The 21,870-nt window shown below is 63.5% G+C and carries 23 protein-coding genes; 5 read left to right on the forward strand and 18 right to left on the reverse strand.

Going from position 1 to position 21,870, the window contains the following annotated elements; all coding sequences use genetic code 11:
• Window positions 1–6: 6 nt before the first annotated feature.
• The 12 genes from nuoI to RAM60_RS06060 all read right to left on the reverse strand — a co-directional run bounded on the left by nuoI (window position 7) and on the right by RAM60_RS06060 (window position 10,851).
• Complete coding sequence (gene nuoI / locus RAM60_RS06005) at window positions 7–495, reverse strand: NADH-quinone oxidoreductase subunit NuoI (RefSeq protein WP_369025161.1); 489 nt, start codon at window positions 493–495, stop codon at window positions 7–9.
• A complete protein-coding gene (nuoH, locus tag RAM60_RS06010) occupies window positions 492–1,568 on the reverse strand; it encodes an NADH-quinone oxidoreductase subunit NuoH (protein WP_369025160.1) in 1,077 nt (358 codons plus the stop codon). The genes nuoI and nuoH overlap by 4 nt, the downstream gene beginning before the upstream one ends.
• Window positions 1,565–3,574: an NADH-quinone oxidoreductase subunit NuoG gene (nuoG, locus tag RAM60_RS06015; protein WP_369025159.1), complete on the reverse strand. Its 2,010-nt coding sequence runs from the start codon at window positions 3,572–3,574 to the stop codon at window positions 1,565–1,567. The genes nuoH and nuoG overlap by 4 nt, the downstream gene beginning before the upstream one ends.
• Window positions 3,574–4,866, reverse strand: coding sequence for an NADH-quinone oxidoreductase subunit NuoF (nuoF, locus tag RAM60_RS06020; protein ID WP_369025158.1), 1,293 nt, complete (start codon window positions 4,864–4,866; stop codon window positions 3,574–3,576). The genes nuoG and nuoF overlap by 1 nt, the downstream gene beginning before the upstream one ends.
• Window positions 4,866–5,006 carry a hypothetical protein gene (locus tag RAM60_RS06025; RefSeq protein ID WP_369025157.1) on the reverse strand — a complete coding sequence of 47 codons (141 nt, stop codon included), beginning with the start codon at window positions 5,004–5,006 and terminating at the stop codon, window positions 4,866–4,868. Before RAM60_RS06025 ends, nuoF begins: the two co-directional genes overlap by 1 nt.
• Complete coding sequence (locus tag RAM60_RS06030; RefSeq protein ID WP_369025156.1) at window positions 5,006–5,674, reverse strand: complex I 24 kDa subunit family protein; 669 nt, start codon at window positions 5,672–5,674, stop codon at window positions 5,006–5,008. The genes RAM60_RS06025 and RAM60_RS06030 overlap by 1 nt, the downstream gene beginning before the upstream one ends.
• Window positions 5,674–6,891 (reverse strand): NADH-quinone oxidoreductase subunit D, encoded by a 1,218-nt coding sequence (locus tag RAM60_RS06035; RefSeq protein ID WP_200983898.1) that lies wholly within the window; start codon window positions 6,889–6,891, stop codon window positions 5,674–5,676. The genes RAM60_RS06030 and RAM60_RS06035 overlap by 1 nt, the downstream gene beginning before the upstream one ends.
• On the reverse strand, window positions 6,888–7,430 hold the full coding sequence (locus tag RAM60_RS06040) for a hypothetical protein (RefSeq protein WP_369025155.1): 543 nt from the start codon (window positions 7,428–7,430) through the stop codon (window positions 6,888–6,890). The genes RAM60_RS06035 and RAM60_RS06040 overlap by 4 nt, the downstream gene beginning before the upstream one ends.
• Entirely contained in the window at window positions 7,430–8,344 is a 915-nt protein-coding gene (locus tag RAM60_RS06045) for an NADH-quinone oxidoreductase subunit C (protein WP_369025154.1), read from the reverse strand. Before RAM60_RS06045 ends, RAM60_RS06040 begins: the two co-directional genes overlap by 1 nt.
• Window positions 8,345–8,351: 7 nt before the next feature.
• Entirely contained in the window at window positions 8,352–8,885 is a 534-nt protein-coding gene (locus RAM60_RS06050) for a NuoB/complex I 20 kDa subunit family protein (RefSeq protein WP_510640401.1), read from the reverse strand.
• A 25-nt stretch (window positions 8,886–8,910) separates the two neighbouring features.
• On the reverse strand, window positions 8,911–9,285 hold the full coding sequence (ndhC, locus tag RAM60_RS06055) for an NADH-quinone oxidoreductase subunit A (RefSeq protein WP_200983902.1): 375 nt from the start codon (window positions 9,283–9,285) through the stop codon (window positions 8,911–8,913).
• Window positions 9,286–9,420: 135 nt separating this feature from the next.
• Window positions 9,421–10,851: a coniferyl aldehyde dehydrogenase gene (locus RAM60_RS06060; protein WP_369025152.1), complete on the reverse strand. Its 1,431-nt coding sequence runs from the start codon at window positions 10,849–10,851 to the stop codon at window positions 9,421–9,423.
• A gap of 88 nt (window positions 10,852–10,939) precedes the next feature.
• Here RAM60_RS06060 and RAM60_RS06065 point away from each other — a divergent pair, with 88 nt between their 5' ends.
• From RAM60_RS06065 to RAM60_RS06080, 4 genes are all read left to right on the forward strand, one after another.
• Window positions 10,940–12,136, forward strand: a complete 1,197-nt coding sequence (locus RAM60_RS06065) for a thiolase family protein (protein WP_369025151.1) — start codon at window positions 10,940–10,942, stop codon at window positions 12,134–12,136.
• Between the two features lie 87 nt (window positions 12,137–12,223).
• On the forward strand, window positions 12,224–12,637 hold the full coding sequence (locus tag RAM60_RS06070; protein WP_369025150.1) for a hypothetical protein: 414 nt from the start codon (window positions 12,224–12,226) through the stop codon (window positions 12,635–12,637).
• Between the two features lie 178 nt (window positions 12,638–12,815).
• Window positions 12,816–13,232: a hypothetical protein gene (locus tag RAM60_RS06075; RefSeq protein ID WP_369025149.1), complete on the forward strand. Its 417-nt coding sequence runs from the start codon at window positions 12,816–12,818 to the stop codon at window positions 13,230–13,232.
• A 125-nt stretch (window positions 13,233–13,357) separates the two neighbouring features.
• The gene (locus RAM60_RS06080) at window positions 13,358–13,783 is read left to right on the forward strand and encodes a hypothetical protein (RefSeq protein ID WP_200983907.1); all 426 of its coding nucleotides are present in this window, start codon (window positions 13,358–13,360) and stop codon (window positions 13,781–13,783) included.
• A 52-nt stretch (window positions 13,784–13,835) separates the two neighbouring features.
• Here the strand turns inward: RAM60_RS06080 and RAM60_RS06085 are convergent, their stop codons facing one another.
• A complete protein-coding gene (locus tag RAM60_RS06085; RefSeq protein WP_369025148.1) occupies window positions 13,836–14,303 on the reverse strand; it encodes an SH3 domain-containing protein in 468 nt (155 codons plus the stop codon).
• Between the two features lie 105 nt (window positions 14,304–14,408).
• On the opposite strand from RAM60_RS06085, the gene RAM60_RS06090 reads away from it, so the two are divergent.
• Window positions 14,409–15,425: a 2-hydroxyacid dehydrogenase gene (locus RAM60_RS06090; protein ID WP_369025147.1), complete on the forward strand. Its 1,017-nt coding sequence runs from the start codon at window positions 14,409–14,411 to the stop codon at window positions 15,423–15,425.
• Between the two features lie 26 nt (window positions 15,426–15,451).
• Here the strand turns inward: RAM60_RS06090 and RAM60_RS06095 are convergent, their stop codons facing one another.
• From RAM60_RS06095 to RAM60_RS06115, 5 genes are all read right to left on the reverse strand, one after another.
• The gene (locus RAM60_RS06095) at window positions 15,452–15,922 is read right to left on the reverse strand and encodes a GNAT family N-acetyltransferase (RefSeq protein ID WP_200983910.1); all 471 of its coding nucleotides are present in this window, start codon (window positions 15,920–15,922) and stop codon (window positions 15,452–15,454) included.
• Between the two features lie 27 nt (window positions 15,923–15,949).
• On the reverse strand, window positions 15,950–17,356 hold the full coding sequence (locus RAM60_RS06100) for an NAD(P)H-dependent flavin oxidoreductase (protein ID WP_200983911.1): 1,407 nt from the start codon (window positions 17,354–17,356) through the stop codon (window positions 15,950–15,952).
• Window positions 17,356–18,057: a class I SAM-dependent methyltransferase gene (locus tag RAM60_RS06105; RefSeq protein WP_200984199.1), complete on the reverse strand. Its 702-nt coding sequence runs from the start codon at window positions 18,055–18,057 to the stop codon at window positions 17,356–17,358. The genes RAM60_RS06100 and RAM60_RS06105 overlap by 1 nt, the downstream gene beginning before the upstream one ends.
• A 53-nt stretch (window positions 18,058–18,110) precedes the next feature.
• Complete coding sequence (gene prfB, locus RAM60_RS06110; RefSeq protein WP_200983912.1) at window positions 18,111–19,238, reverse strand: peptide chain release factor 2; 1,128 nt, start codon at window positions 19,236–19,238, stop codon at window positions 18,111–18,113.
• Window positions 19,239–19,313: 75 nt separating this feature from the next.
• Window positions 19,314–21,815, reverse strand: a complete 2,502-nt coding sequence (locus RAM60_RS06115; protein ID WP_510640352.1) for a penicillin-binding protein 1A — start codon at window positions 21,813–21,815, stop codon at window positions 19,314–19,316.
• Window positions 21,816–21,870: the final 55 nt, after the last annotated feature.

Consider the following 21,870-nt stretch of genomic DNA (forward strand, 5'->3'; position numbering starts at 1 on the left):
GGCCCCCTATCGATACGGTGCATCGGCTTCAAGGTTCGCGGCGATGGCACGCTCCCACTTGTCACCATTGGCGAGCAGCTTGGCCTTGTCGTAAAGCAGCTCCTCGCGGGTTTCGGTCGAATATTCGAAGTTCGGACCCTCGACGATGGCATCAACCGGGCAGGCTTCCTGGCAGAAGCCGCAGAAGATGCACTTGGTCATGTCGATGTCATAGCGCGTGGTGCGGCGGCTGCCGTCCTCGCGCGGTTCGGCTTCGATGGTGATGGCCTGTGCCGGGCAGATCGCCTCGCACAGCTTGCACGCAATGCAGCGTTCCTCGCCATTCGGATAGCGACGCAGGGCGTGCTCACCGCGGAAGCGCGGGCTCAGCGGGTTCTTCTCGAACGGGTAGTTGATCGTCGCCTTGGGCTTGAAGAAGTACTTCAGCGTGAGGGCGTGCGCCTTCACGAACTCCCACAGGGTGAACGACTTGATGAGATGCGCGACGGTGGTCATGCGACATGCCCCCCGAAGTGTCCGGTTGCCATGAGGTAGCCACTGATAAGAACGACGAAGAACAGGCTCAGCGGGAGGAATACCTTCCAGCCCAGGCGCATCAGCTGGTCATAGCGATAGCGCGGGACGGTGGCCTTCACCCAGCTGAAGATGAAGAAGAAAATGAAGATCTTGAAGCACAGCCAGAAGAAGGCTGTCAGGCCCGGTCCGAACAGGAAAGTGTAAAGGATCGGGATGTCGAGCGGCGGCAGCCAGCCACCCCAGAACAGGATGGCGTTGAGCGCGCACATCAGCAGCACGTTGGCATATTCGCCGAGCCAGAAGAGCGCGAAGCTCATCGAGGAATATTCGGTCTGGTAACCGGCGACGAGCTCGCTCTCCGCCTCGGTCAGGTCGAAAGGAGCACGCGCGGTCTCGGCCAGTGCCGAGATCAGGAACATCACCCAGAGCGGGAACAGCAGCGGGTGGAAGCCGAAGCCATTGAACAGGCCAAAGACAAGGCCTTCCTGCGCCATGATGATCCCGTTCATGTTGAACGTGCCCGCCCACAGGACGACACAGATCAGGATGAAGCCGATCGAGACCTCGTAGCTGATCATCTGCGCAGCTGCGCGCATGGCGGAGAAGAACGGGTACTTCGAGTTAGAAGCCCAACCGCTCATCACCACGCCGTAAACGCCGAGCGAGCTGATCGCGAGGATGTAGAGCAGACCGACATTGATGTCCGAAAGCACCGCCTCGGGGCCGAACGGCACCACTGCCCAGGCGAGCAGAGCCACGGTGAAGGTGATGATCGGCGCAATCAGGAAGATGCCCTTGTTCGACGCCGTCGGGATGATGGTTTCTTGCAGGAAGACCTTGAGACCGTCAGCGAAAGACTGGAGCAGCCCCCAGGGGCCGACAACGTTGGGACCGCGGCGAAGCGCCATGGCGGCCCAGATCTTGCGGTCGACGTAGATGATCATCGCCACCGCCAGCATCAGCGGCAAGGCAATCAGCAGGATGCCGGAAATGGTCGCGGTCGCCCACGCCCATTCGTAGTTCATGCCGAGGTTCTGGAAGAATTCGGTCATTCCGCAGCCTCCGCCAGGGCGCCGCCGTGGAGCAGTTCTGCCGAGCAGCGCTGCATCACCTCGCTGGCGCGGGCGATCGGGTTGGTGAGATAGAAGTCCTTGATCGGATAGGCGGAAATCACGCCTTCTGCCTTCGCCTTCTTGTCCGCCTTGGGCAGCGCGCCGTAGCTGGCGAGACCTTCCTCGCCCAGCGCAGGCACTTCCGCGATCATAGCCGACTGCAGCTGCGCGAAGCTGTCGAAACCAACGTTCACGCCCAGCGCATCGGCCAGCGCACGCAGGATCGTCCAGTCTTCTCGTGCGTCACCGGGGGCGAACACGGCCTTCTCGGCAAACTGCACGCGGCCTTCGGTGTTGACGTAGGTCCCGTCCTTTTCGGCAAAGCTTGCGCCCGGCAGGATGATGTCCGCCGCATGCGCGCCCTTGTCGCCATGGTGGCCGATGTAGACCTTGATCGCGTCGGCGAAGGGTTCGAAGTCCATCTCGTCCGCGCCGAGGCTGATGACCACCTTGGGCTTGGCCGCCACGATGTCCTTCATCCCGCCCTTCTGCGCAAAACCGAGCATAAGTCCGCCCATGCGCGCGGCGCTGAAGTGCATGACGTTGAAGCCGTTCCAGCCATCCTTCACGAGGCCGAACTGGTCGGCGAAAGCGAGGCCTGCACCAAGGGCGCCGCGAGCGAGTGCCGCACCGCCCATGATGATCGCGGGACGCTCGGCACCCTTGAACACCTCGGCCACTTCCTTGGGCAGATCGCCGAGGACCGAGAGATCGTCACCGAGGAAATGCGCGGGGTAGGTCGTGTCCCAGAAGGGCCCGACCACGAAGACCTGCGCGCCACGCTTCACCGCCTTGCGGATGCGCACGTTGACCAGAGGCGCTTCCCAGCGAACGTGGCTGCCGACGATCAGGATCGCATCGGCGGTCTCGATCCCGGCGAAAGTCGAGTTGAAATTGACCGCGGCGAGGTTCGACACGTCGTAATCCATGCCGGTCTGACGGCCTTCGAGAAGGTTTGAACCGCAGGCCTTCAGCAGCGCCTTGGCGGCGAACATCGTCTCGCAGTCGACCATGTCGCCGGCAATTGCGGCAATGGCCTTGCCCGGCTTGGCCTTGGCGATGGCCGCAAAAGCCTCGTCCCAGGTCGCGGGCTTGAGGCCACCCTTCTTCCGCATGAAGACCTTGTCGAGACGGCGCTTGGTCAGGCCGTCGACCATGTAGCGGCCCTTGTCGGACAGCCATTCCTCGTTGACGTCGTCATTGATCCGCGGAAGCGCGCGCATGACTTCGCGGCCGCGGCTGTCGAGGCGGATGTTCGCGCCGACCGCGTCCGACACGTCGATGCTGAGCGTCTTCTTGAGTTCCCACGGACGTGCCTCGAAGGCGTAGGGCCGCGAGGTGAGCGCGCCGACCGGACACAGGTCGATCACATTTGCCGACAGCTCGTGCTCGGCTGCCTGCTCGAGATAGGTCGTGATCTGCATGTCCTCGCCGCGACCGACCGCGCCGATTTCGTCCACGCCGGCGATTTCCTCGCTGAAGCGCACGCAGCGGGTGCAGTGGATGCAGCGGGTCATGACCGTCTTGATCAGCGGGCCCATGTACTTCTCGGTCACGGCGCGCTTGTTCTCGGTGTAGCGCGAGCCGCCACGGCCATAGGCGACCGACTGGTCCTGCAGGTCGCATTCGCCGCCCTGGTCGCAGATCGGGCAATCGAGCGGGTGGTTGATAAGGAGGAACTCCATCACCCCTTCGCGCGCGGTCTTGACCATCTGGCTGTCGGTGCGGATTTCCTGGCCTTCGGTAGCCGGAAGCGCGCAACTTGCCTGCGGCTTCGGCGGCCCGGGCTTCACCTCGACCAGGCACATGCGGCAGTTGCCGGCGATGCTCAGCCGCTCATGATAGCAGAAGCGCGGAATCTCTTTTCCGGCAAGCTCGCAAGCCTGCAGGACGGTCGCCCCGGTGGGAACCTCGATTTCCTGACCGTCTACGGTGACTTTAGGCATTACTCCGCGGCCTCCGCGAACTTGGCGTTGTGTTCTTCGATCCGGCGCTCGAGCTCGGGGCGGAAGTGGCGGATGAGGCCCTGGATTGGCCATGCTGCCGCATCACCCAGCGCGCAGATGGTGTGGCCTTCGACCTGCTTGGTCACCTGCTGCAGCATGTCGATTTCCTCGATTGCCGCATCGCCGGTGCGCAGGCGCTCCATCATGCGCCACATCCAGCCCGTGCCTTCGCGGCATGGGGTGCACTGGCCACAGCTCTCGTGCTTGTAGAAGTAGCTGAGGCGGCTGATCGCGCGGACGATGTCGGTCGACTTGTCCATCACGATGACACCGGCCGTGCCGAGACCCGACCCCAAGTCCTTGAGACCGTCGAAATCCATCGGCGCGTCCCAGATCTGCTCTGCAGGGACAAGCGGAACCGAGGAACCGCCGGGGATCACGGCGAGGAGGTTGTCCTTGCCGCCGCGAATGCCGCCACAGTGCTTTTCGATCAGCTCGCTGAACGGGATGCTGAGCGCTTCCTCGACCACGCAGGGCTTGTTCACATGCCCGCTGATCTGGAAAAGCTTGGTGCCCTTGTTGTTCTCGCGTCCGAAGCTCGCGAACCAGCTCGCGCCGCGACGCAGGATGGTCGGGACCACGGCGATCGATTCCACGTTATTGACCGTGGTCGGGCAGCCATAAAGGCCTGCACCCGCCGGGAACGGCGGCTTGAGACGCGGCTGGCCCTTCTTGCCTTCGAGGCTTTCGATCATCGCGGTCTCTTCGCCGCAGATGTAGGCGCCCGCACCGCGGTGCAGGAAGACGTCGAAGTCGTAGCCGGACTTGCTGGCGTTCTTGCCGATCAGGCCCGCGTCATAGGCCTCTTCGATGGCTTTCTGCAGCGTCTCTGCCTCGCGGATGTATTCCCCGCGGATGTAGATGTAAGCCGCCCTCGCCCGCATGGCGAAACCGGCGACCAGCGCGCCTTCGATCAGCTTGTGCGGATCGTGACGGATGATCTCGCGGTCCTTGCACGAGCCGGGTTCAGATTCGTCGGCATTGATGACGAGGAAGCTCGGACGACCGTCCTTGCTCTCCTTCGGCATGAACGACCACTTGAGCCCGGTCGGGAAACCAGCGCCACCGCGACCGCGAAGACCCGAGGCCTTCACTTCCTCGATGATGGCGTCCTGCCCGCGCGCGATCAGCGACTTGGTATCTTCCCAGTCGCCGCGCTGCTGTGCCGCCTTCAGGCCCCAGTCCTGGAAGCCGTAGAGGTTGGTGAAGATGCGATCCTTGTCGGCGAGCATCAGGCGAGACCTCCCTGCGAGAGGAAATAGAGGGCGCCGACCAGGACGACGGCGATCAGCCCGAACTTGATGATGCCGGTAAGCACCTTCCAGGCAATGAAGCAGACGACCAGCGCGATCAGGACGGTAACGATGCTCATCACCATTCCTTCCGGTAGTCGTGATTGGCCGAGACCATGTCCTTGAGCGTGGTCGGGCCGCCCTCGGGTTCGCTGGTCTGCTTGCCCGGGATCTGCGTGCCGGTCTTCGGCTGATCGCCCCTGGCCAGCGCATCGAGGATGGCGTCGAGGCTCTCGGGCGTGAGGTCCTCGTAATTGTCGTCGTTGATCTGGACCATCGGCGCGGTGGCGCAATTGCCCATGCACTCGACCTCGGTAAGGGTCCACAGGCCGTCGTCCGAGACATGACCCTTCTTCATGCCGCGCTTCTTGCAGGTTTCGAACAGTCCGTCCGAGCCGCGCAGCATGCACGGCGTCGTGCCGCAGACCTGCACGTGGTACTTACCCACGGGCACGAGGTTGTACATGAAATAGAAGCTGGCGACTTCGAGCACGCGGATCACCGGCATGTCGAGATAGTCGGCGACATATTCGATCACCGGCAGCGGCAGCCAGCCCTGCGTATTGGTCTCTTCGCCGACCTGGCGCTGGGCAAGGTCGAGCAGCGGCATCACCGCCGAACGCTGGCGCCCCTCGGGGTAGCGCGCGATCGCCCGGTCAGCCTTCTCGCGATAGGCATCGTTGAACTCGAAGCCACCCCAGCGTTCGCGCAGCTCGGGGGTGTCGGGTGCGGGGGTACGGTCGGCCATTAGCGGTCGCACTCCCCGAACACTACGTCGATGGCGCCGAGGATGGCGGTGGCATCAGGCAGCATGTGGCCCTTCGACATGAAATCCATTGCTTGCAGGTGGCTGAAGGCCGTGGGACGGATCTTGCAGCGGTACGGTTTGTTCGAGCCGTCGCTGACGAGATAGACGCCGAATTCGCCTTTGGGGCTTTCGGTAGCGACGTAGACCTCGCCCGCAGGCACGTGGAAGCCCTCGGTGTAGAGCTTGAAGTGGTGGATCAGCGCTTCCATCGACTGCTTCATCTCGGCGCGCTTGGGGGGCGCGACCTTGCGGTCGTCGGAGCAGATCGGACCTTGCGGCATTTGCGCAAGGCACTGCTTGATGATCTTCGCGCTCTCGTAGACTTCCTTCACGCGCACCATGAAGCGGTCGTAGCAGTCCGAATTGGTGCCGACGGGAATGTCGAACTCCATCCGGTCATAGACGTCGTAAGGCTGCGACTTGCGCAGGTCCCACGGGATGCCGGCGGCGCGGATCATCGGGCCGCTGAAGCCCCATGCCAGCGCATCATCCTTGCTCACCACGGCGATGTCGACGTTGCGCTGCTTGAAGATGCGGTTGTCGAGGACCAGGCTCATAGCGTCGCCGAACAGTTCGGGCAGGCGCGTGTCGACCCAGTGACCGATGTCCACGAGCAGCTTCTCGGGCACGTCCTGGTGGACGCCGCCAGGACGGAACCAGGCCATGTGCATGCGCGCACCGGCGGCCCGCTCGAAGAAGTTGAGGCAATCCTCGCGCAGTTCGAACACCCACAGGTTCGGCGTCATCGCGCCGACGTCCATGACGTGGCTGCCGATGTTGAGCATGTGGTTGCAGATGCGCGAAAGCTCGGCGAACAGGACGCGCAGGTACTGCGCACGCTCGGGCACCTCGAGGTTGAGGAGCTTCTCGATCGCGAGCACGTAGCTGTGCTCCATGTTCAGCGGCGAACAATAATCGAGGCGGTCGAAATACGGCAGCGCCTGGAGGTAGGTCTTGTTTTCGATCAGCTTTTCGGTGCCGCGGTGCAGCAGGCCGACGTGCGGGTCGATCCGCTCGATGATCTCGCCGTCGAGTTCCATGACCATGCGCAGCACGCCGTGCGCCGCGGGGTGCTGGGGCCCGAAGTTGATCGTGTAATTGGTAATGACCTCGTCGCCGGTGGTCGGCGATTCTTCGATCTGGAAGGCACTGCTCATGCGCAAATCCAATTGCCGGAGTAGCTTTGCGACTTGCCCGCTGCATCGGTCACGCTGACCTTCGCGAGGCGGCTCTGCGCCTGGCCGGCAGCAGGCGAGACCTGGATCTTGAAGCCTTCGCCACTGAAGGTCGTGCCCGCCTTGATTGCAGCGAGTCCACCGGGACCGGAATCGGCCATCACAAGCGTGTTACCCACCCGGACCACGGCCTTGCCCGGCAGCGTCGGCTCTTTCATGCCCACGGCGATCAGCATCTCCTGCTCGCCGACCATCAGGGTGCAGCCACCTTCGCGCGGGCCCAGGTTGACGCCGCCGACGTCACCCAGCTGCTGGAGCGTGGTGAGATCGACATTTGCCGGAGGAGCGGCCTGCGCAACATTCGGTGCATTGGGATCAGGCTGCGACGGGTCGAGCTGCCCCGGCGCGGCCCCGCCCTGCTGGCCGATGCGGTCGGCGAAATCGTCCGCGCTCTCCTGCTCGGCGGAAGGCTGCGAGCAGGCGGCGAGCGCGAATATGGCGATGGGCAGGAGGCGACGCATCACTTCTCGTCCTTTTTCGCGGCAGGCTTGCGCTTGGCCGCAGGCTTCTTGGCGGCAGGCTTCTTTGCCGGTGCCTTCTTCACCTTGGGTTCGGTAGCGGCCTTGGTGCCGCTGGTCTTCCCGGCACGCTTGGCGCGAGCGGGACGCGTCTCGGTCGGCTCGGGCGCCGGTGCGTCCTTGCCGCCGTCCTTGGCAGCCGGAGCGTCGGCAACCTTGTCGGCGGCCTTCGCGTCGGTCTTCGCCCCTGCCCCGGTGTCGGCGGGCTTTTCCGTGGTCTTGGGCTCGGCGACGGGCGGGGTTGCAGCCTTTTCGTCACCCGGAAGCACGTAGTCCGCGCCCTCCCACGGCGACATGAAGTCGAACTGGCGCAGGTCTTGCGCCAGCTTCACGGGCTCGTAGACGACGCGCTTGAGGTCTTCCGAATAGCGCAGCTCGGTATAGCCGGTAAGCGGGAAGTCCTTGCGGAAGGGATGACCTTCGAAGCCGTAGTCGGTGAGGATGCGGCGCAGGTCGGTGTTGCCGGCAAAGAGCACGCCGTACATGTCGAAAACTTCGCGCTCGAGCCAGCCCGCGTTGGGCCAAAGCGTCGTCGCGGTCGGAACCGGGGTATCTTCGGCAGCCGTGCACTTGACCATGATGCGGCTGTTCCTGGTGACCGACAGCAGCATGTAGACGACCTCGAAACGCTCTGCGCGTCCCGGGTAGTCGACGCCCGCAATCTCCATCAGCTGCTGGTATTCATGATTGTCGCGCAGGATGCGAAGCGCGTCCTCGACCGAGGAACGCTTGACCGTGAGGAGCAGTTCGCCATGCTCCTCGTGAGCCTCGACCAGATGGTCGCCCAGCGCGGTTGCCAGCGTGTCCTTGAGGCCCTCGATCACAGTAAAGCGGGGCGCGGAATGAAGCGTTGCCATGGCGCCCTTACCTCTCGATCGTGCCCGAGCGGCGGATCTTCCGCTGCAGCTGCATCACGCCGTACAGCAGCGCTTCGGCAGTCGGCGGACAACCCGGCACGTAGATGTCGACCGGAACGATCCGGTCGCAGCCGCGCACCACGCTATAGCTGTAGTGATAGTAGCCGCCACCGTTGGCGCAGCTGCCCATGCTGATGACGTACTTGGGGTCCGACATCTGGTCGTAGACCTTGCGTAGCGCCGGGGCCATCTTGTTGCACAGCGTGCCCGCAACGATCATCACGTCCGACTGGCGCGGGGAAGCGCGCGGTGCGACGCCGAAACGCTCCATGTCATAACGCGGCATGTTCACATGGATCATCTCGACCGCGCAGCAGGCGAGACCGAAGGTCATCCACCACAGCGATCCGGTGCGCGCCCACTGGAACAGGTCCTCGGTGCTGGTGACGAGGAATCCCTTGTCGTTCACCTCGGTCTGGAGCGCGTTGAAATAGTCGGCATCCGGCTGGCGGATGTCACCCGGCTGGGCCGCGGGCGGCATGATGATGCTCTGCTGGCTCATCGGATCACTCCCACTCCAGCGCGCCGACCTTCCACGCATATGCGAGGCCGACGGCGAGTTCGAAGAGGAACACCATCATGGTGATCCAGCCCGGCCAACCGGTCAGGTCGAGGCTGACCGCCCAGGGGAACAGGAAGGCCGCTTCGAGATCGAAGATGATGAACAGGATGGCGATCAGGTAGAAGCGCACGTCGAACTGGCTGCGCGGATCTTCGAAGGCGGGAAAGCCGCATTCATACTCGCTGAGCTTCTCTGCATCGGGGTTGTGCGCGCCGGTCAGGCGGGCAACGCCCATCGGCAGGAACACGAAGAGTGCCGACAGGCCGAGTGCGATGAACAGGAAGATCAGGATCGGGAGATATTGCTCTAGGTCGACCACGCGTGATTCCATCCGGGGGCTGGGTTCGCGCCCGCCTCTAGGCCGCTCGCTTGCGAGGTGCAAGGGTGCGGATAGCGCAAATCCCGCACAAACGATTGCGCGGGATGCGACATCCGTCGAGAAGGGCGCGCGCCCTTACTTCATCATGGTCTTCACAGCCTTCTCGGTCGCCGCGCCATAGGGTGGCTTGAACCCGCCGAGCTTGGCGATATCGATCTTCGGCTGCGTATAGACGCTGCGCGCATGGCTGAACTCGCGGAAGCCCTCGACCCCGTGATAGCTGCCCATGCCCGAGGGGCCAACGCCACCGAAGGGAAGGTCTTCCATCGACACATGGAAGATAACGTCATTCACCGTGACGCCGCCACTGATGGTCTTCGTCAGCACCTTCTCGCGTTCGGCACTGTTCTCGCCGAAGTAATAAAGGCCGAGTGGACGGTCGTGCTCGTTCACATAGTCGATCGCCTCGTCGATGTGCTTGTAGGTCTTCACCGGCAGGACCGGGCCGAATATCTCCTCCTGCATCGCCTTCATGTCCTCGGTGACGTTTTTGAGGATGGTGAGCGGCATCTTGCGGCTGTTGGTGCTCGAGAAATCCTCGTTGCCCGGATTGACCTCGATCACTTCTGCACCCTTGTCGCGCGCGTCGGCGACCAGCGACTGCAAGCGATCGAAATGGCGGTCGGTCACGACGCTGGCATAGTCCTCGTTCTCGAGCAGTGTCGGATACATGTTGGCCGTGCCCTGCCACACGCCGTGGATCGCCTCGTCCTGCTTGCTTTCGGGGACATAGAGGTAGTCCGGTGCGAGGCAGATCTGCCCTGCGTTCATCATCTTGCCCAGCGCCACGCGCTCGCCCGCCTTGGCGAAGTCGGCGCTCTCGCCCATGAACACCGGGCTCTTGCCGCCGAGTTCGAGAGTGACGGGGACAAGGTTCGCGGCGGCGGCCTCCATCACCTTGCGGCCGGTCGCGGTCGAGCCGGTGAAGACGAGGTGGTCGAACGGCAGCGTACTGAAGGCATGAGCCACTTCGGGGCCGCCGGTGAAAACCGCGCACTCGTCGGCGGTGAAGTATTCTTCGACCAGCTCCCTCATCAGCAGGCTGGTCTTCTCGGTGAATTCCGATGGCTTGATCATCGCGCGGTTACCCGCAGCAAAGACCTGCATCAGCGGCCCGAAGCTGAGGTTCACCGGGAAATTCCAGGGACTGAGAATACCGACCACGCCCTTGGGCTCATAACGCAGTTCCGCCTTCGCGCCGAGCAGGCCGAGCGGGAACTGGACATGGCGCTTCTCGGTCCGGGACCACTTTTCCATGTTCTTGAGGCAGTATTTCCCGAAACCGACCGTGCCGGCAATGTCGGTGATCATCGACTGGTGCGGGCTGCGGCTGCCGAAGTCCGCAGCCATGGTCTTGCACAGGTCCTCGCCGTGCTTCTTGAGCAGGTTCATCGCCCGTTCGATGCGGTCCTTGCGCAGCGACATCGGCTCGGGGCGCATCTGGTGATGGGCAGCGCGCTGCTTCCTGAGGACGGCTTCCATTTCAGCCTTGCGATCGTCTGCCATCGTATTCTCCCATGGTCCATGTTGCGCCGCAGCGACGCCTGTCCTATCTCGACCGCGAGATATTCCAGAACCCGAGGACTTGCACAAGATGACCCAGTTCAGCGCCGCCGATCCCGTCGTGATCCTTTCCTACGCCCGCACCCCCATGGGCGGCATGCAGGGCGCGTTGTCGGACGTATCGGCGACCGATCTTGGCGCAACAGCGGTCAAGGCGGCGGTCGAGCGCTCGGGCGTCTCGCCTGAGAAGTTCGATCGCACCTACATGGGCTGCGTGCTCCCCGCAGGCCTGGGCCAGGCCCCTGCGCGCCAGGCGACGATCAAGGCTGGCCTGCCCAAGTCGGTCCAGGCGACAACGGTCAACAAGGTCTGCGGCAGCGGCATGCAGACGGTCATCATGGGCGCCGAAGCGCTTGCCAGCGGTACGGTCGACTATGTCGTCGCCGGCGGCATGGAGAGCATGACCAACGCGCCATACCTCCTAAAGAAGCACCGCTCGGGCGCGCGCATCGGGCACGACACTGCCTATGACCACATGTTCCTCGACGGTCTCGAAGACGCCTACGAGGAAGGCCGGGCGATGGGCACCTTCGCGCAGGACACCGCCAACGAGTACCAGCTCACCCGTGAGGACATGGACGGCTATTCGATCGAATCGCTGCGTCGCGCCAATGCCGCAATCGAGAGCGGCGCATTCGATGGTGAGGTCGTTCCGGTAACTTTCGCCACCCGCGCGGGCGAAGTGACGGTCGAGCATGACGAGCAGCCCGGCAAGGGCAAGCCCGACAAGATTCCGACCCTGCGTCCCGCCTTCGCCAAGGACGGCACCATCACCGCCGCTACCTCATCGTCGATTTCGGACGGTGCGGCCGCTGTCGTCCTGACCCGCGAGAGCCTTGCCAGTGCCAACGGCCAGCAGCCGGTCGCGAAGATCGTCGCCATGGCCGCGCATGCGCAGGAGCCGAAGGACTTCACCGTAGCCCCCGTGGGCGCGATCAAGAAGGTACTCGACAAGGCCGGCTGGTCGACCGACGACGTCGACCTGTGGGAAGTGAACGAGGCTTTCGCCTGCGTCGCCATGTTCGCAATGCGCGACATCGGTATCCCGCACGACCGGATCAACGTCAACGGCGGCGCAACCGCACTCGGTCACCCGATCGGCGCCAGCGGGACGCGCATCATCGTGACGCTTCTCAACGCCCTCAAGCAGCAGGGCAAGAAGCGCGGCGTGGCTTCGCTTTGCATCGGTGGCGGCGAAGCAACCGCGGTGGCTGTGGAGCTCGTCTAGGCCCTGGCCACAGCTTTGCGGTACATCCCGAATGCCTCCTATGCTACGCAGCCGGTCGGGTTGCGCTAGCACAAGGGGAGATGGGATATGCGCAAACTGATCATGTTGGCAGGCGCGGTAGCTCTTGCGGCTTGCTCGCAGGAGCCTGCTGAGGACACGGCAACCACCGAAGCACCGGTGGAAGAAGCCGCACCGGCGGGAGCCGTCGCTAACGGTTCGCCTGCCGGCGTCTACGAAGTCACCAACGCCGACGGCTCGAAGATGACTGCCAATATCAACGCCGACGGGACCTATTCCGACGTCGCTGCCGATGGAACGGTTGCGGAAGAGGGAACTTATGCCGTCGTTGACGGCAAGACCTGCTTCACACCGACCACCGAAGGGGCGAAGCCCATGTGCTTTACCGAAAGCGCGCCGGGCGACGACGGCTCATTCACGGCAACCCCGGACGAAGGCGATCCAGTTACCGTCCGTCCGGCAACTGCGGCCACTACCGAATAGCGCGCGATGGCGATCGGGGCGGGAAGGCCGGTAACCTCCCCGCCCCTCTTGCGGCAACGGCCGCCGAGACCCTGCATTGCATCAGCGCCATTGGAAGCGCATACAGCGCCCGATCCGACAGAAGATCGACCGGTTCGCGTCTAGGGTTCGCGTTACAAACGGTTGAGAGGATACATTCATGAGGAAACTGTTTGCCTGCGCCGCAATTGCGGCGCTTGCCGCCTGTTCGCAACCAGCTCCGGAGCCCGCCGCGGAAGAAACAACTGCCGCCGCACCAGAACCCGCAGCCGATGCCGGGGCGCCCGTACCGGGCGACTACACCGTCACATACGAAGATGGCACCGCGACTCCTTTCACAATGAATGCGGACGGAACCTGGTCGGGCACGAATCCTGCGGGTGAAGCGGGCAAGGGAACCTATACCTTCGCCGACGGGAAGACCTGCTTCACCAGTGATCCGCCCAACGAGAACGATACCTGCTGGACCGCTTCTCCTGCCGCGGCCGACGGCACATTCTCGTCCGTCAGCGACAAAGGAGTTACGGTGTCGGTCAAGCCTGCTGCTGCGCAAGCTGGCGAGACCGCTGCCGAATAACCGCGAATATCTCGGGAAAGGGGGTGGCTCGGGAGCCGTCCCCTTTTTCCGTCCATGCGGGAGCATTTCCGGCAACCGCACGTTGCATCTTCATCGAAGTGTCCAACAAATGGGAGGAATTTCCGATGAAATACGCAATCTTGCTGGCAGCCACAGCTGCCCTCGCCGCCTGCGGTTCGAAGGAAGAGGCACCGCCCACGCCCGTTGAGACGACGGCAGCGGACACCACCATGGATGCGACTGCGACCGGCGACATGGCCGGATCTTACGAGATCAAGATGGCCGACGGCACCGTGGTCATGGAAACGATCAATTCCGACGGAACCTATGTCGACGCCACCGCCGACGGCACGGAGACCGAGCGTGGAACATGGCGCCAGGATGGCGCGAAGATGTGCTTCGATCCTGCGGGTGATGCCCCCGAAGCGTGCTTCACAGGCGGCGCCCCCGGCCCCGACGGCAGCTTCCAGGTGACCGACGGCGACGGCAAGGTCGTCTCGACCGTGCGCAAGGTCGATGCCACCGCCGCGGCCCCCGCTCCGGCGGGCTGAGCATCGCCAATTCCGAGATAGAGCGGGCGGCCTTCGGGTCGCCCGTTTTCGTTCAGGGTTCGCCTGCGCCCCACAATCGCTTTTCGAGAATCCAACCGCCGCGATTCCCGACGGTGAATTCGCACCAGCCATCGTCGCAATCGCCGAGCGTTCCGACGACACCCGGTTCGACGCGCCACTTCACGGGAGCATCCGCTTCCGGATCGAGCCGCAATTCGGTCTGCCCCTTACCGACGACGATCGCTCCACGGTCGGGGCTGAGGAGCCGCGCGACCACCCAGCCCTTGTCGCCATCGGGATCCTGGATCAGGCGCCAGCCCTCCATGACGCGAATGACCTTCACCGGCAGCCCCGGCCTGCGATAGACCCAGTCGATCTTGTAGTCCGCACTTGGTCCCACGCGCATGTTCAGTTCCTTGGCCCGCACGGTCGCCCAATAGGGAACCTCGCGGTCCTGTGCGTGTGCCGGGGTCACGAGCAGCGCCAGCAGGGAAACAAGGGACAAGAGCCTGACAATCATGGCCTTGTTCCTACCCGATTCGCCCTGCCCGCGGCAACATGAGCGGTGCAAGTCATGCGCAACCGCTTGACCCGCAGCCATCGCTCGCCGTAGCGCTGGCACGAGATGGAAAGCACCAGCGACACAGTCGAGAAACGGCTCGAGCGAACCCCGCGCGTTTTCGTGACGCGACACCTCATGCCTTCGGTAGAGGAACGCTTCGGCGAACTGTTCGAAGTCACCCTCAACCGGAGCGACACGCCACTGTCGCGAGAGGAACTGGTCGCCGCGATGCAGCATTGCGATGTCCTGGTCCCGACCGTCACCGACAAGATCGACGCCGACATGATCGCGGCAGCAGGTAAGGACCTGCGCCTCATTGCCAACTTCGGGGCCGGGACAGAGCACATCGATCTAAAGGCCGCGGGTCGGCATGGCATCATGGTCACCAACACCCCTGGCGTATTCACCGATGACACGGCGGACCTGGCCATGGCCGGGATCATCGGCGTCCCGCGCCGGATCCGCGAGGGCGTGGAGCTCATCCGCAGCGGCAAGTGGACCGGATGGACGCCGACCGCACTGCTCGGCACCAAGCTGGCCGGCAAGGTTCTCGGCATTGTCGGCATGGGCCGCATCGGGCAGGCCGTCGCCCACCGGGCGCGCGCCTTCGGGCTCGAAATTGCCTATCACAACCGCAAGCGCATGCCCGAGGCGGTCGAACGCATGTTCGCCGCGCGTTGGGTAGAGACGCTCGACGAGCTGATGGCGCAGGCAGACATCCTCACCCTGCACTGCCCCGCTGGTCCAGACACCCACCACATGATCGACGCCCGCCGGATCGGCCTGATGAAGGACGGTGCCTGCATCATCAATACGGCCCGCGGCGACCTCGTCGATCAGGAAGCGCTGATCGCTGCTCTGGAAAGCGGCAAGCTCGCCGGGGCGGGCCTCGACGTCTATCCCGACGAGCCGAACGTGGACCGTCGCCTGATCCGCCATCCCAACGTCATGACCCTGCCCCATATCGGCAGCGCAACGCGTGAGGGGCGCGAGGATTCGGGCCTCAAGGTTATCGCCAATATCCGCATGTGGGCGGACGGACACCGCCCGCCCGACCAGGTTCTCGAGGGTCTGGTCTGAGCACCGCCGACGTGCTGCTTCGGCTTTCAAAGCGTCAGGGCGTAGAACCGGTTGTGGTCGGAGGCCGCATATTGCGCGAACGGTCCCGTCGGGATGAAGCCGGCTGACGAATAGAGCCCGTTCGCCGGCACGTAGTCGGGCGTGGTCCCCGTTTCGAGCCGCATCGTTACTGCCCCTCGCTTGCGAGCCTCTGCAATGAGGTGATCGAGGATCAGGCGCCCGTAGCCCTTGCCGACATTCCCCGGGGCGACACGCATCGACTTCACTTCGAGTTCGTCATTGCCCAGTTCGCTCAGCGCACCCAGCGCCACCAGTTCGTCGCCAGCATAGACCCCGAAGAGGGTGATGCCCGGCTTTGCCAGCGCCGAATGATCGAGAGCGAAGGAGTAACCGGCCTTCGTACCTGTCCGCGCCGCATGCAGATGCAGGTCCAGCAATGCCGACACTTCGGGCTGCGATGGATGCACAGTGCGGATCGAAACGTGCTGGGCAGTCATTGCGATGCCGATCCCTGCGAAAGTGACCTAATCGCCCGTCAAGATCCGCTCGACCAGTTCCTTCACCGTCGGAGTGAAGTTGTTCGAGTAGAACGGGTCCTGCTTGAAGCGATAGGCCGCGTGGCCGGCAAAGGCGAGGTTCTCGTCCGGATCGCCGCCATGCGCGATGTCCTGCAGCGTCTTCTGGATGCAGAAGCTGCGCGGATCTGCGAGCCGGCCGGTGGTGTGGTCGTCGTGATCCTTCCAGCTCGAAAACTGGCAGTGCGACAGGCAGCCCATGCAGCCCTGCTGGTCGGCACGGATCTGTTCCGCGCTTTCGGAAGTGACGAAGACAACCGTGTCGTCCGGGGTCTTGAGCGCTTCGGTGAAACCTTCATGCATCCACGCCAGCGCCTTCCGCTGGTCGCCGGGGTGAACGAAGAAGTACTTCGCCTTGCCGTGGTCGGCGAGCGGAATGGTGCCTTCTTCCTGGTCGCGCTTGAAGATCGGGATCTGGCGCTCCGAACGGTGCATCAGGTCGTAAAGGAAGGGCGTCTTCACCGCGCTCGAATAGAAGCCGGTCGGCGAAAACTTGTGCAGCAGGACATCGCCCGGCTCGACCGTGCGGAGCATGTCCTTCCAGACCTGCGGAATCGGGCTTTCGTGCGTCAGCAACGGGCGGGTACCGAACTGGAACAGGACCTTGCCCAATTCGGGATTGTCGATCCAGTTTTCCCACTCGCGGAGGAACCAGACGCCGCCAGCCATGACGATGCCGGTATCCTCGCTCACACCCTCGGCGCGCATCGTTTCGCGCAGCGCCTTGACGCGGGGATAGGGATCTTCGGGAACCAGCGGGTCTTCGGCATTGGACAGGCCATTGTGCCCGCCTGCCAGCCACGGATCCTCGTAGACCACGGCGGCCATCAGTTCGGGGACCTTGGAATAACTGCGCTTCCACAGCGCGCGGAATGCGCGGGCCGAGGAGATGATAGGCAGGTAGTGGACGTTGTGCTTCGCCGCGATCTCGGCGAGCTTGTAGGGCATGCCCGCACCGCAGGTGACGCCGGTAATCAGGCCCTTGCAGTTCTCCAGCACGCCCTCGAGAACCTGCTGCGCGCCGCCCATTTCCCACAGCACGTTGATGTTGATCGCGCCCTTGCCGTTGGCAATCTCGTAGGCCCGCTTCACCTGTTCGGTTGCGCCGTCGATGCCGTAGCGGACGAGCTGTTCGAAGCGCTCCTTGCGGGTCGCCTGCGGGTAGACCTGAGGGATCGGGTTACCGTCCTCGTCATAACTGTCGGCATTGACCGCGCTGACCGTGCCGATGCCCCCGGCTGCCGCCCATGCGCCCGAACTCTGGTGATTCGTCGCCGAAACACCCTTGCCCCCTTCGACCAGCGGCCAGACTTCCTTGCCACCGTAAACAATCGGGCTCAGACCCTTGAAACTCATTATGCTTTCTCTCTCTCGGTCAGGCGCATTTGCGCCTCTTCACCCTGCGCGGACTTGTCGCCGCGACATGGCTTGATCTCTCCCGGCTGCGGCCTCCTAGCCGCCGCCTTGAACTGTGCATAGTAGCCCGACAACTCGGGCGCATCCTTGAAGGCGACAAGCTCGTAGCCAACGCGCTCGAATTCACACGAGAGCAGCAGCGGGTCGATCCCGTGCGCATCGGTCGGGCGGTCGACGTCGACAACCACCACCTGTCCACCGGAACGCAGCGCCGGCCACATTCGCCAGAGGAATTCGTAGGGTTGTTCGATCTCATGGTACATGTGGACCATGAAGATGCGGTCAAAACTGTTGTCGGGCAGCTTGGGATCGGCGAATTCGCCGAGGCGGATCGAGACGTTATCCAGTCGCTGTCGCTCGACGCGCCTCGCCAGCCCGGCAAGCGCTTCGCGATCGATATCCTGCGCAAGGACACGGCCGGTCTTGCCGACACGTTCGGCGAGACGCACTGTATAATAGCCATTGCCTGCGCCGATATCCGCGACCGTCATCCCAGGTTCGATTTCGGCAAGTTTCATCACCGTCTCGGCCTCGCCACGACTGTCACGCTGGTCTTCGGTCGAGAATTGGTTCGAACCGGCAGTGGACACCGGGCGATCGGGCTTGGGAAACTTCTCATCGGCTTCGGACGACGCGCCCATATCGCAGGCCGTTACCAGCGCTGCGAGGGGAAGGAGGAGAGCGAGGCTACGCCTCACTCGGCGTCCTCCACCTCGACCGTTTCGCCGGTAACGCGCTGCGCCAGGGCGGCAGAAATGAACGGGTCGAGATCGCCGTCGAGGACGTCGTCAGGCGTCGGCGAAGTCACGCCGGTGCGCAGGTCCTTCACCATCTGGTACGGCTGGAGGACGTAGCTGCGGATCTGGTGCCCCCAACCGATGTCGCTCTTTTCCTGATACTCGCCCGAAGCCGCAGCTTCACGTTCGGCCATCTCGCGTTCGTAGAGCCGCGCCTTGAGCATGTTCATCGCGATATCGCGGTTCTTGTGCTGGCTGCGGTCCTGCTGGCTGGCGACGACGATGCCGGTTGGCTGGTGGGTTATGCGGACGGCAGAGTCGGTCGTGTTGACGTGCTGGCCGCCTGCGCCTGAGGCGCGGTAGGTGTCGATCTTGAGGTCCGCCGGATTGATCGCGATCTCGAAGCTGTCGTCGATCACGGGATAAACCCAGACCGAGCTGAAACTGGTGTGGCGACGCGCCGAGCTGTCGTAGGGGCTGATGCGGACCAGGCGATGAACACCGCTTTCCGTCTTTGCATAACCATAGGCGTTCTCGCCCTTGAGCAGCAGCGTCGCCGACTTGATGCCGGCAGCCTCCCCTGCCTGGTATTCGACAGTCTCGACCTTGAAGCCTTTCCTTTCGGCCCAGCGGCCGTACATGCGGAACAGCATTTCGGCCCAGTCCTGGCTTTCGGTCCCGCCCGCGCCGGCATGGATTTCGAGATAGGTGTCATTGCTGTCGGCCTCACCCGATAGCAGCGCCTGGACCTTGTCGCGGTCGGCGCGCTCGGCAAGGCCTGCCAGGCTGGCCAGTCCTTCGGCGACCACCTCGTCATCGCCTTCGGCTTCGCCCATTTCGACGAATTCGACAGCATCCGACATCTCGCTCTCGATCTCGCGCACGGTGTTGATCGCGGTTTCGAGGCGCTTCTGTTCCTGCGTGATCGCCTGAGCCTGCTTGGGATCGTCCCACAGCTTGGGGTCCTGGACGCGGGCGTCGAGTTCGTCGAGGCGGCGCAATGCGCGCTCCCAGTCGAGCGACTGGCGCACAAGCTGCAGTGCGGCGACGATCCTGTCGATGTGGGCCTGCCCTTCGGCACGCATGGGAATATTCCTTCAGATTTGCTGGCCCGCCCCTAACGTGCGGGCGGCGATTGTAAAGCTGCGCGGGGAAAGCGGCTAATAGACGCCGCCCTGTTCCTCGACGAAATCGCCGGGACGCGTCGCATTGCTTTCCTTCGCTTTCGACTCCGCGGATGGCCCCTGACGGGCGCGCCGGATCAGCTCGAGGATTTCGTTGCGCTTCGCGGCAATCGCGTCGGAACGCGTGGCGCGCGGCGGTTCGGTATCGGGCTTGAACGCCTCCCAGATGATCGATGCCTTGGGATCGTCGGTCGGCGTGCCCTCGAAAACGCGCTTGCCGGTGACACGGTCGATCTTGACCATGCGCACGCCCGGAGGGGCGACAAAGTCTTCCGCAATCCAGCGGTCCTTCGTCTTCTGGACGAATTCCTTCATGATCGGCGCGGCGGTATTGCCGCCCTGTACCCACCCGCCGAGGTTTCGCGGCTGGTCGAAGCCCACGTACATGCCGGCGACGATGTCGGGCGAACCGCCGACGAACCAGGCGTTGGTCGGGCCGTTGGTCGTCCCCGTCTTGCCGAACAGCGGGAGATTGAGATCGCGCAGGCGCACGGCGGTGCCGCGCGTGACCACGCCCTGCAGCATGTGGACCACCTGGAACGCCGTGCGCGGGTCGAGAACCTGTTTGCCTGACGGTTCGAAGCGCGGCATCGGCTGCCCGTCCCACTGCTCCATGTTGCAGCCCGTGCAGTTGCGCTTGTCGCTGCGGAAAATGACCTTTCCGCGGCGGTCCTGGACATAGTCGATGACCGAGCCTGCGTTCTGGCGACCCCAGTTGGCCAGCGCGGCATAGGCATTGACCATGCGCGCAACCGTGGTGTCACCAGCACCGAGCGCGAAGGAATAATAAGGGTCGTAGCTGCCGATTCCGACACGCTTGAAGGTCTTGATGACGTTGTCCATGCCGGTCGTATCGGCGATGTGGACCGTCATCAGGTTGCGCGACTGCTCAAGGCCCCAACGCATTGTGTGAACCCCGCCGCCGCCGCCGCCGAAGTTGCGGAAGCACTTCTCGCCCAATCCCGCACCTTGGTAGACGCAGAAGGTCTGGTCCGGGACCTGCGTCGCCGGGGTCATGCCCTGGTCGAGCGCAGCGGCATAAACGAACGGCTTGATGGTGGAACCCGGCTGGCGCAGCGCCTGCGTGGCACGGTTGAAGGCGCCAAGGCGGCTATCGAAGCCGCCCTGCATGGCGAGGACACGGCCGGTCTGCGGTGCTTCGGCAAGGAATGCACCTGACACTTCCGGAATGGCGCGCAGGCGGAAGCCATTGCCGCTCCTTTCCGCGGCGACCACGTCACCCGTCTTGAGTGTCGAGGGCGCATCGACGATCGGGTACTCTTCCCCGTCGGAAAAACCGATCCGGCTCGGTCCGACCACGACGCCGACGCGCCAGCCCTTGTAGTTGATCGAGAGGTTCGAAGAGGCCAGCTGCGAGGTGAGATCGCCGTTATCCGGATTCAGCGTCGCAACCGGACCGGTGAAGCCGCGATTTCCATGATAGCGCAGCAACGCGCCGCGCAACGCATCGCGACCGGCATTCTGCAGCTCGATGTCGAGCGAGGTGCGTACCCACAAGCCGCCGGCATAGACGCTGTTGCTGCCTTCCTCGGCGGTCTCTCCGAATTTGTCGATCAGCTGGCGGCGCACTTCCTCGAGGAAGTATCCGGCGTCGGCCGAACGTTCGCTACGCTGCTGCACCAGGCCCAAGGGCATTGCCTTGGCTTTGGCCGCATCGGCTGCCGAGACGAAGTCATTGGCAACCATCTGGTCGAGCACGAAATTGCGCCGCGCAACGGCCATTCCTTCGAACTTCTTGCGGCCATAGCGCTCGGGCGCCTTTGGCAGGATTGCGAGGAATGCGGCTTCATGGAGGGCAAGATCACCGACGTCCTTGTCGAAATACGCGCGTGCGGCCGCCTGTACCCCGAAGCTGCGGCGGCCGAGCGGGATTTCGTTGAGGTACAGCTCGAGGATTTCCTTCTTTGTCAGCACGCCTTCGATGCGTGTCGCGAGGATCATTTCCTTGAGCTTGCGGGTGACCGAATACTCGTCACCGAGAAGCAGGTTTTTCGCAACCTGTTGTGTAATCGTCGAACCGCCGACGGCACGACCGGTGCGCAGGGGGTTGGCGTAGTCGATCACGGCACCCAGCGTACCGGTCAGGTCGACACCGCCGTGGCGGAAGAAGGTCTTGTCTTCGGCAGAAAGGAACGCCTCGATCAGGCGCGCCGGGAAGTCGACATACTGTAGCTGTACGCGTCGTTCGCGAGCGTAGGAATGGACGATCTCGCCATCGACGCCGCGAACCACTGTGGGCAGCGGGGTTTCGTAATCAACGAGCGATTCAGCGTCAGGCAGGTTCCGAGCCAGGGTCGCCCAACCCAGCACGATCATCACCACCCCGAATCCGGCAATGTAACTCGCCACGCGGAGCCGCTGGCTGTGCGCCCAATTGTCCGTGAACCACGCACGCAGGCGCTGCGGGTCGTTCATCAGGCGATGGCGATAATAGTCGAGAGTGGATTGTTCGAGCATGATCTGGAATGCGCCTCTAGCACGCCAATTCGGCAAATCGCCAGAACGAACAGCG

This window comes from Qipengyuania sp. RANM35 (assembly GCF_041021145.2).
Classification (GTDB): Bacteria; Pseudomonadota; Alphaproteobacteria; order Sphingomonadales; family Sphingomonadaceae; genus Qipengyuania; species Qipengyuania soli.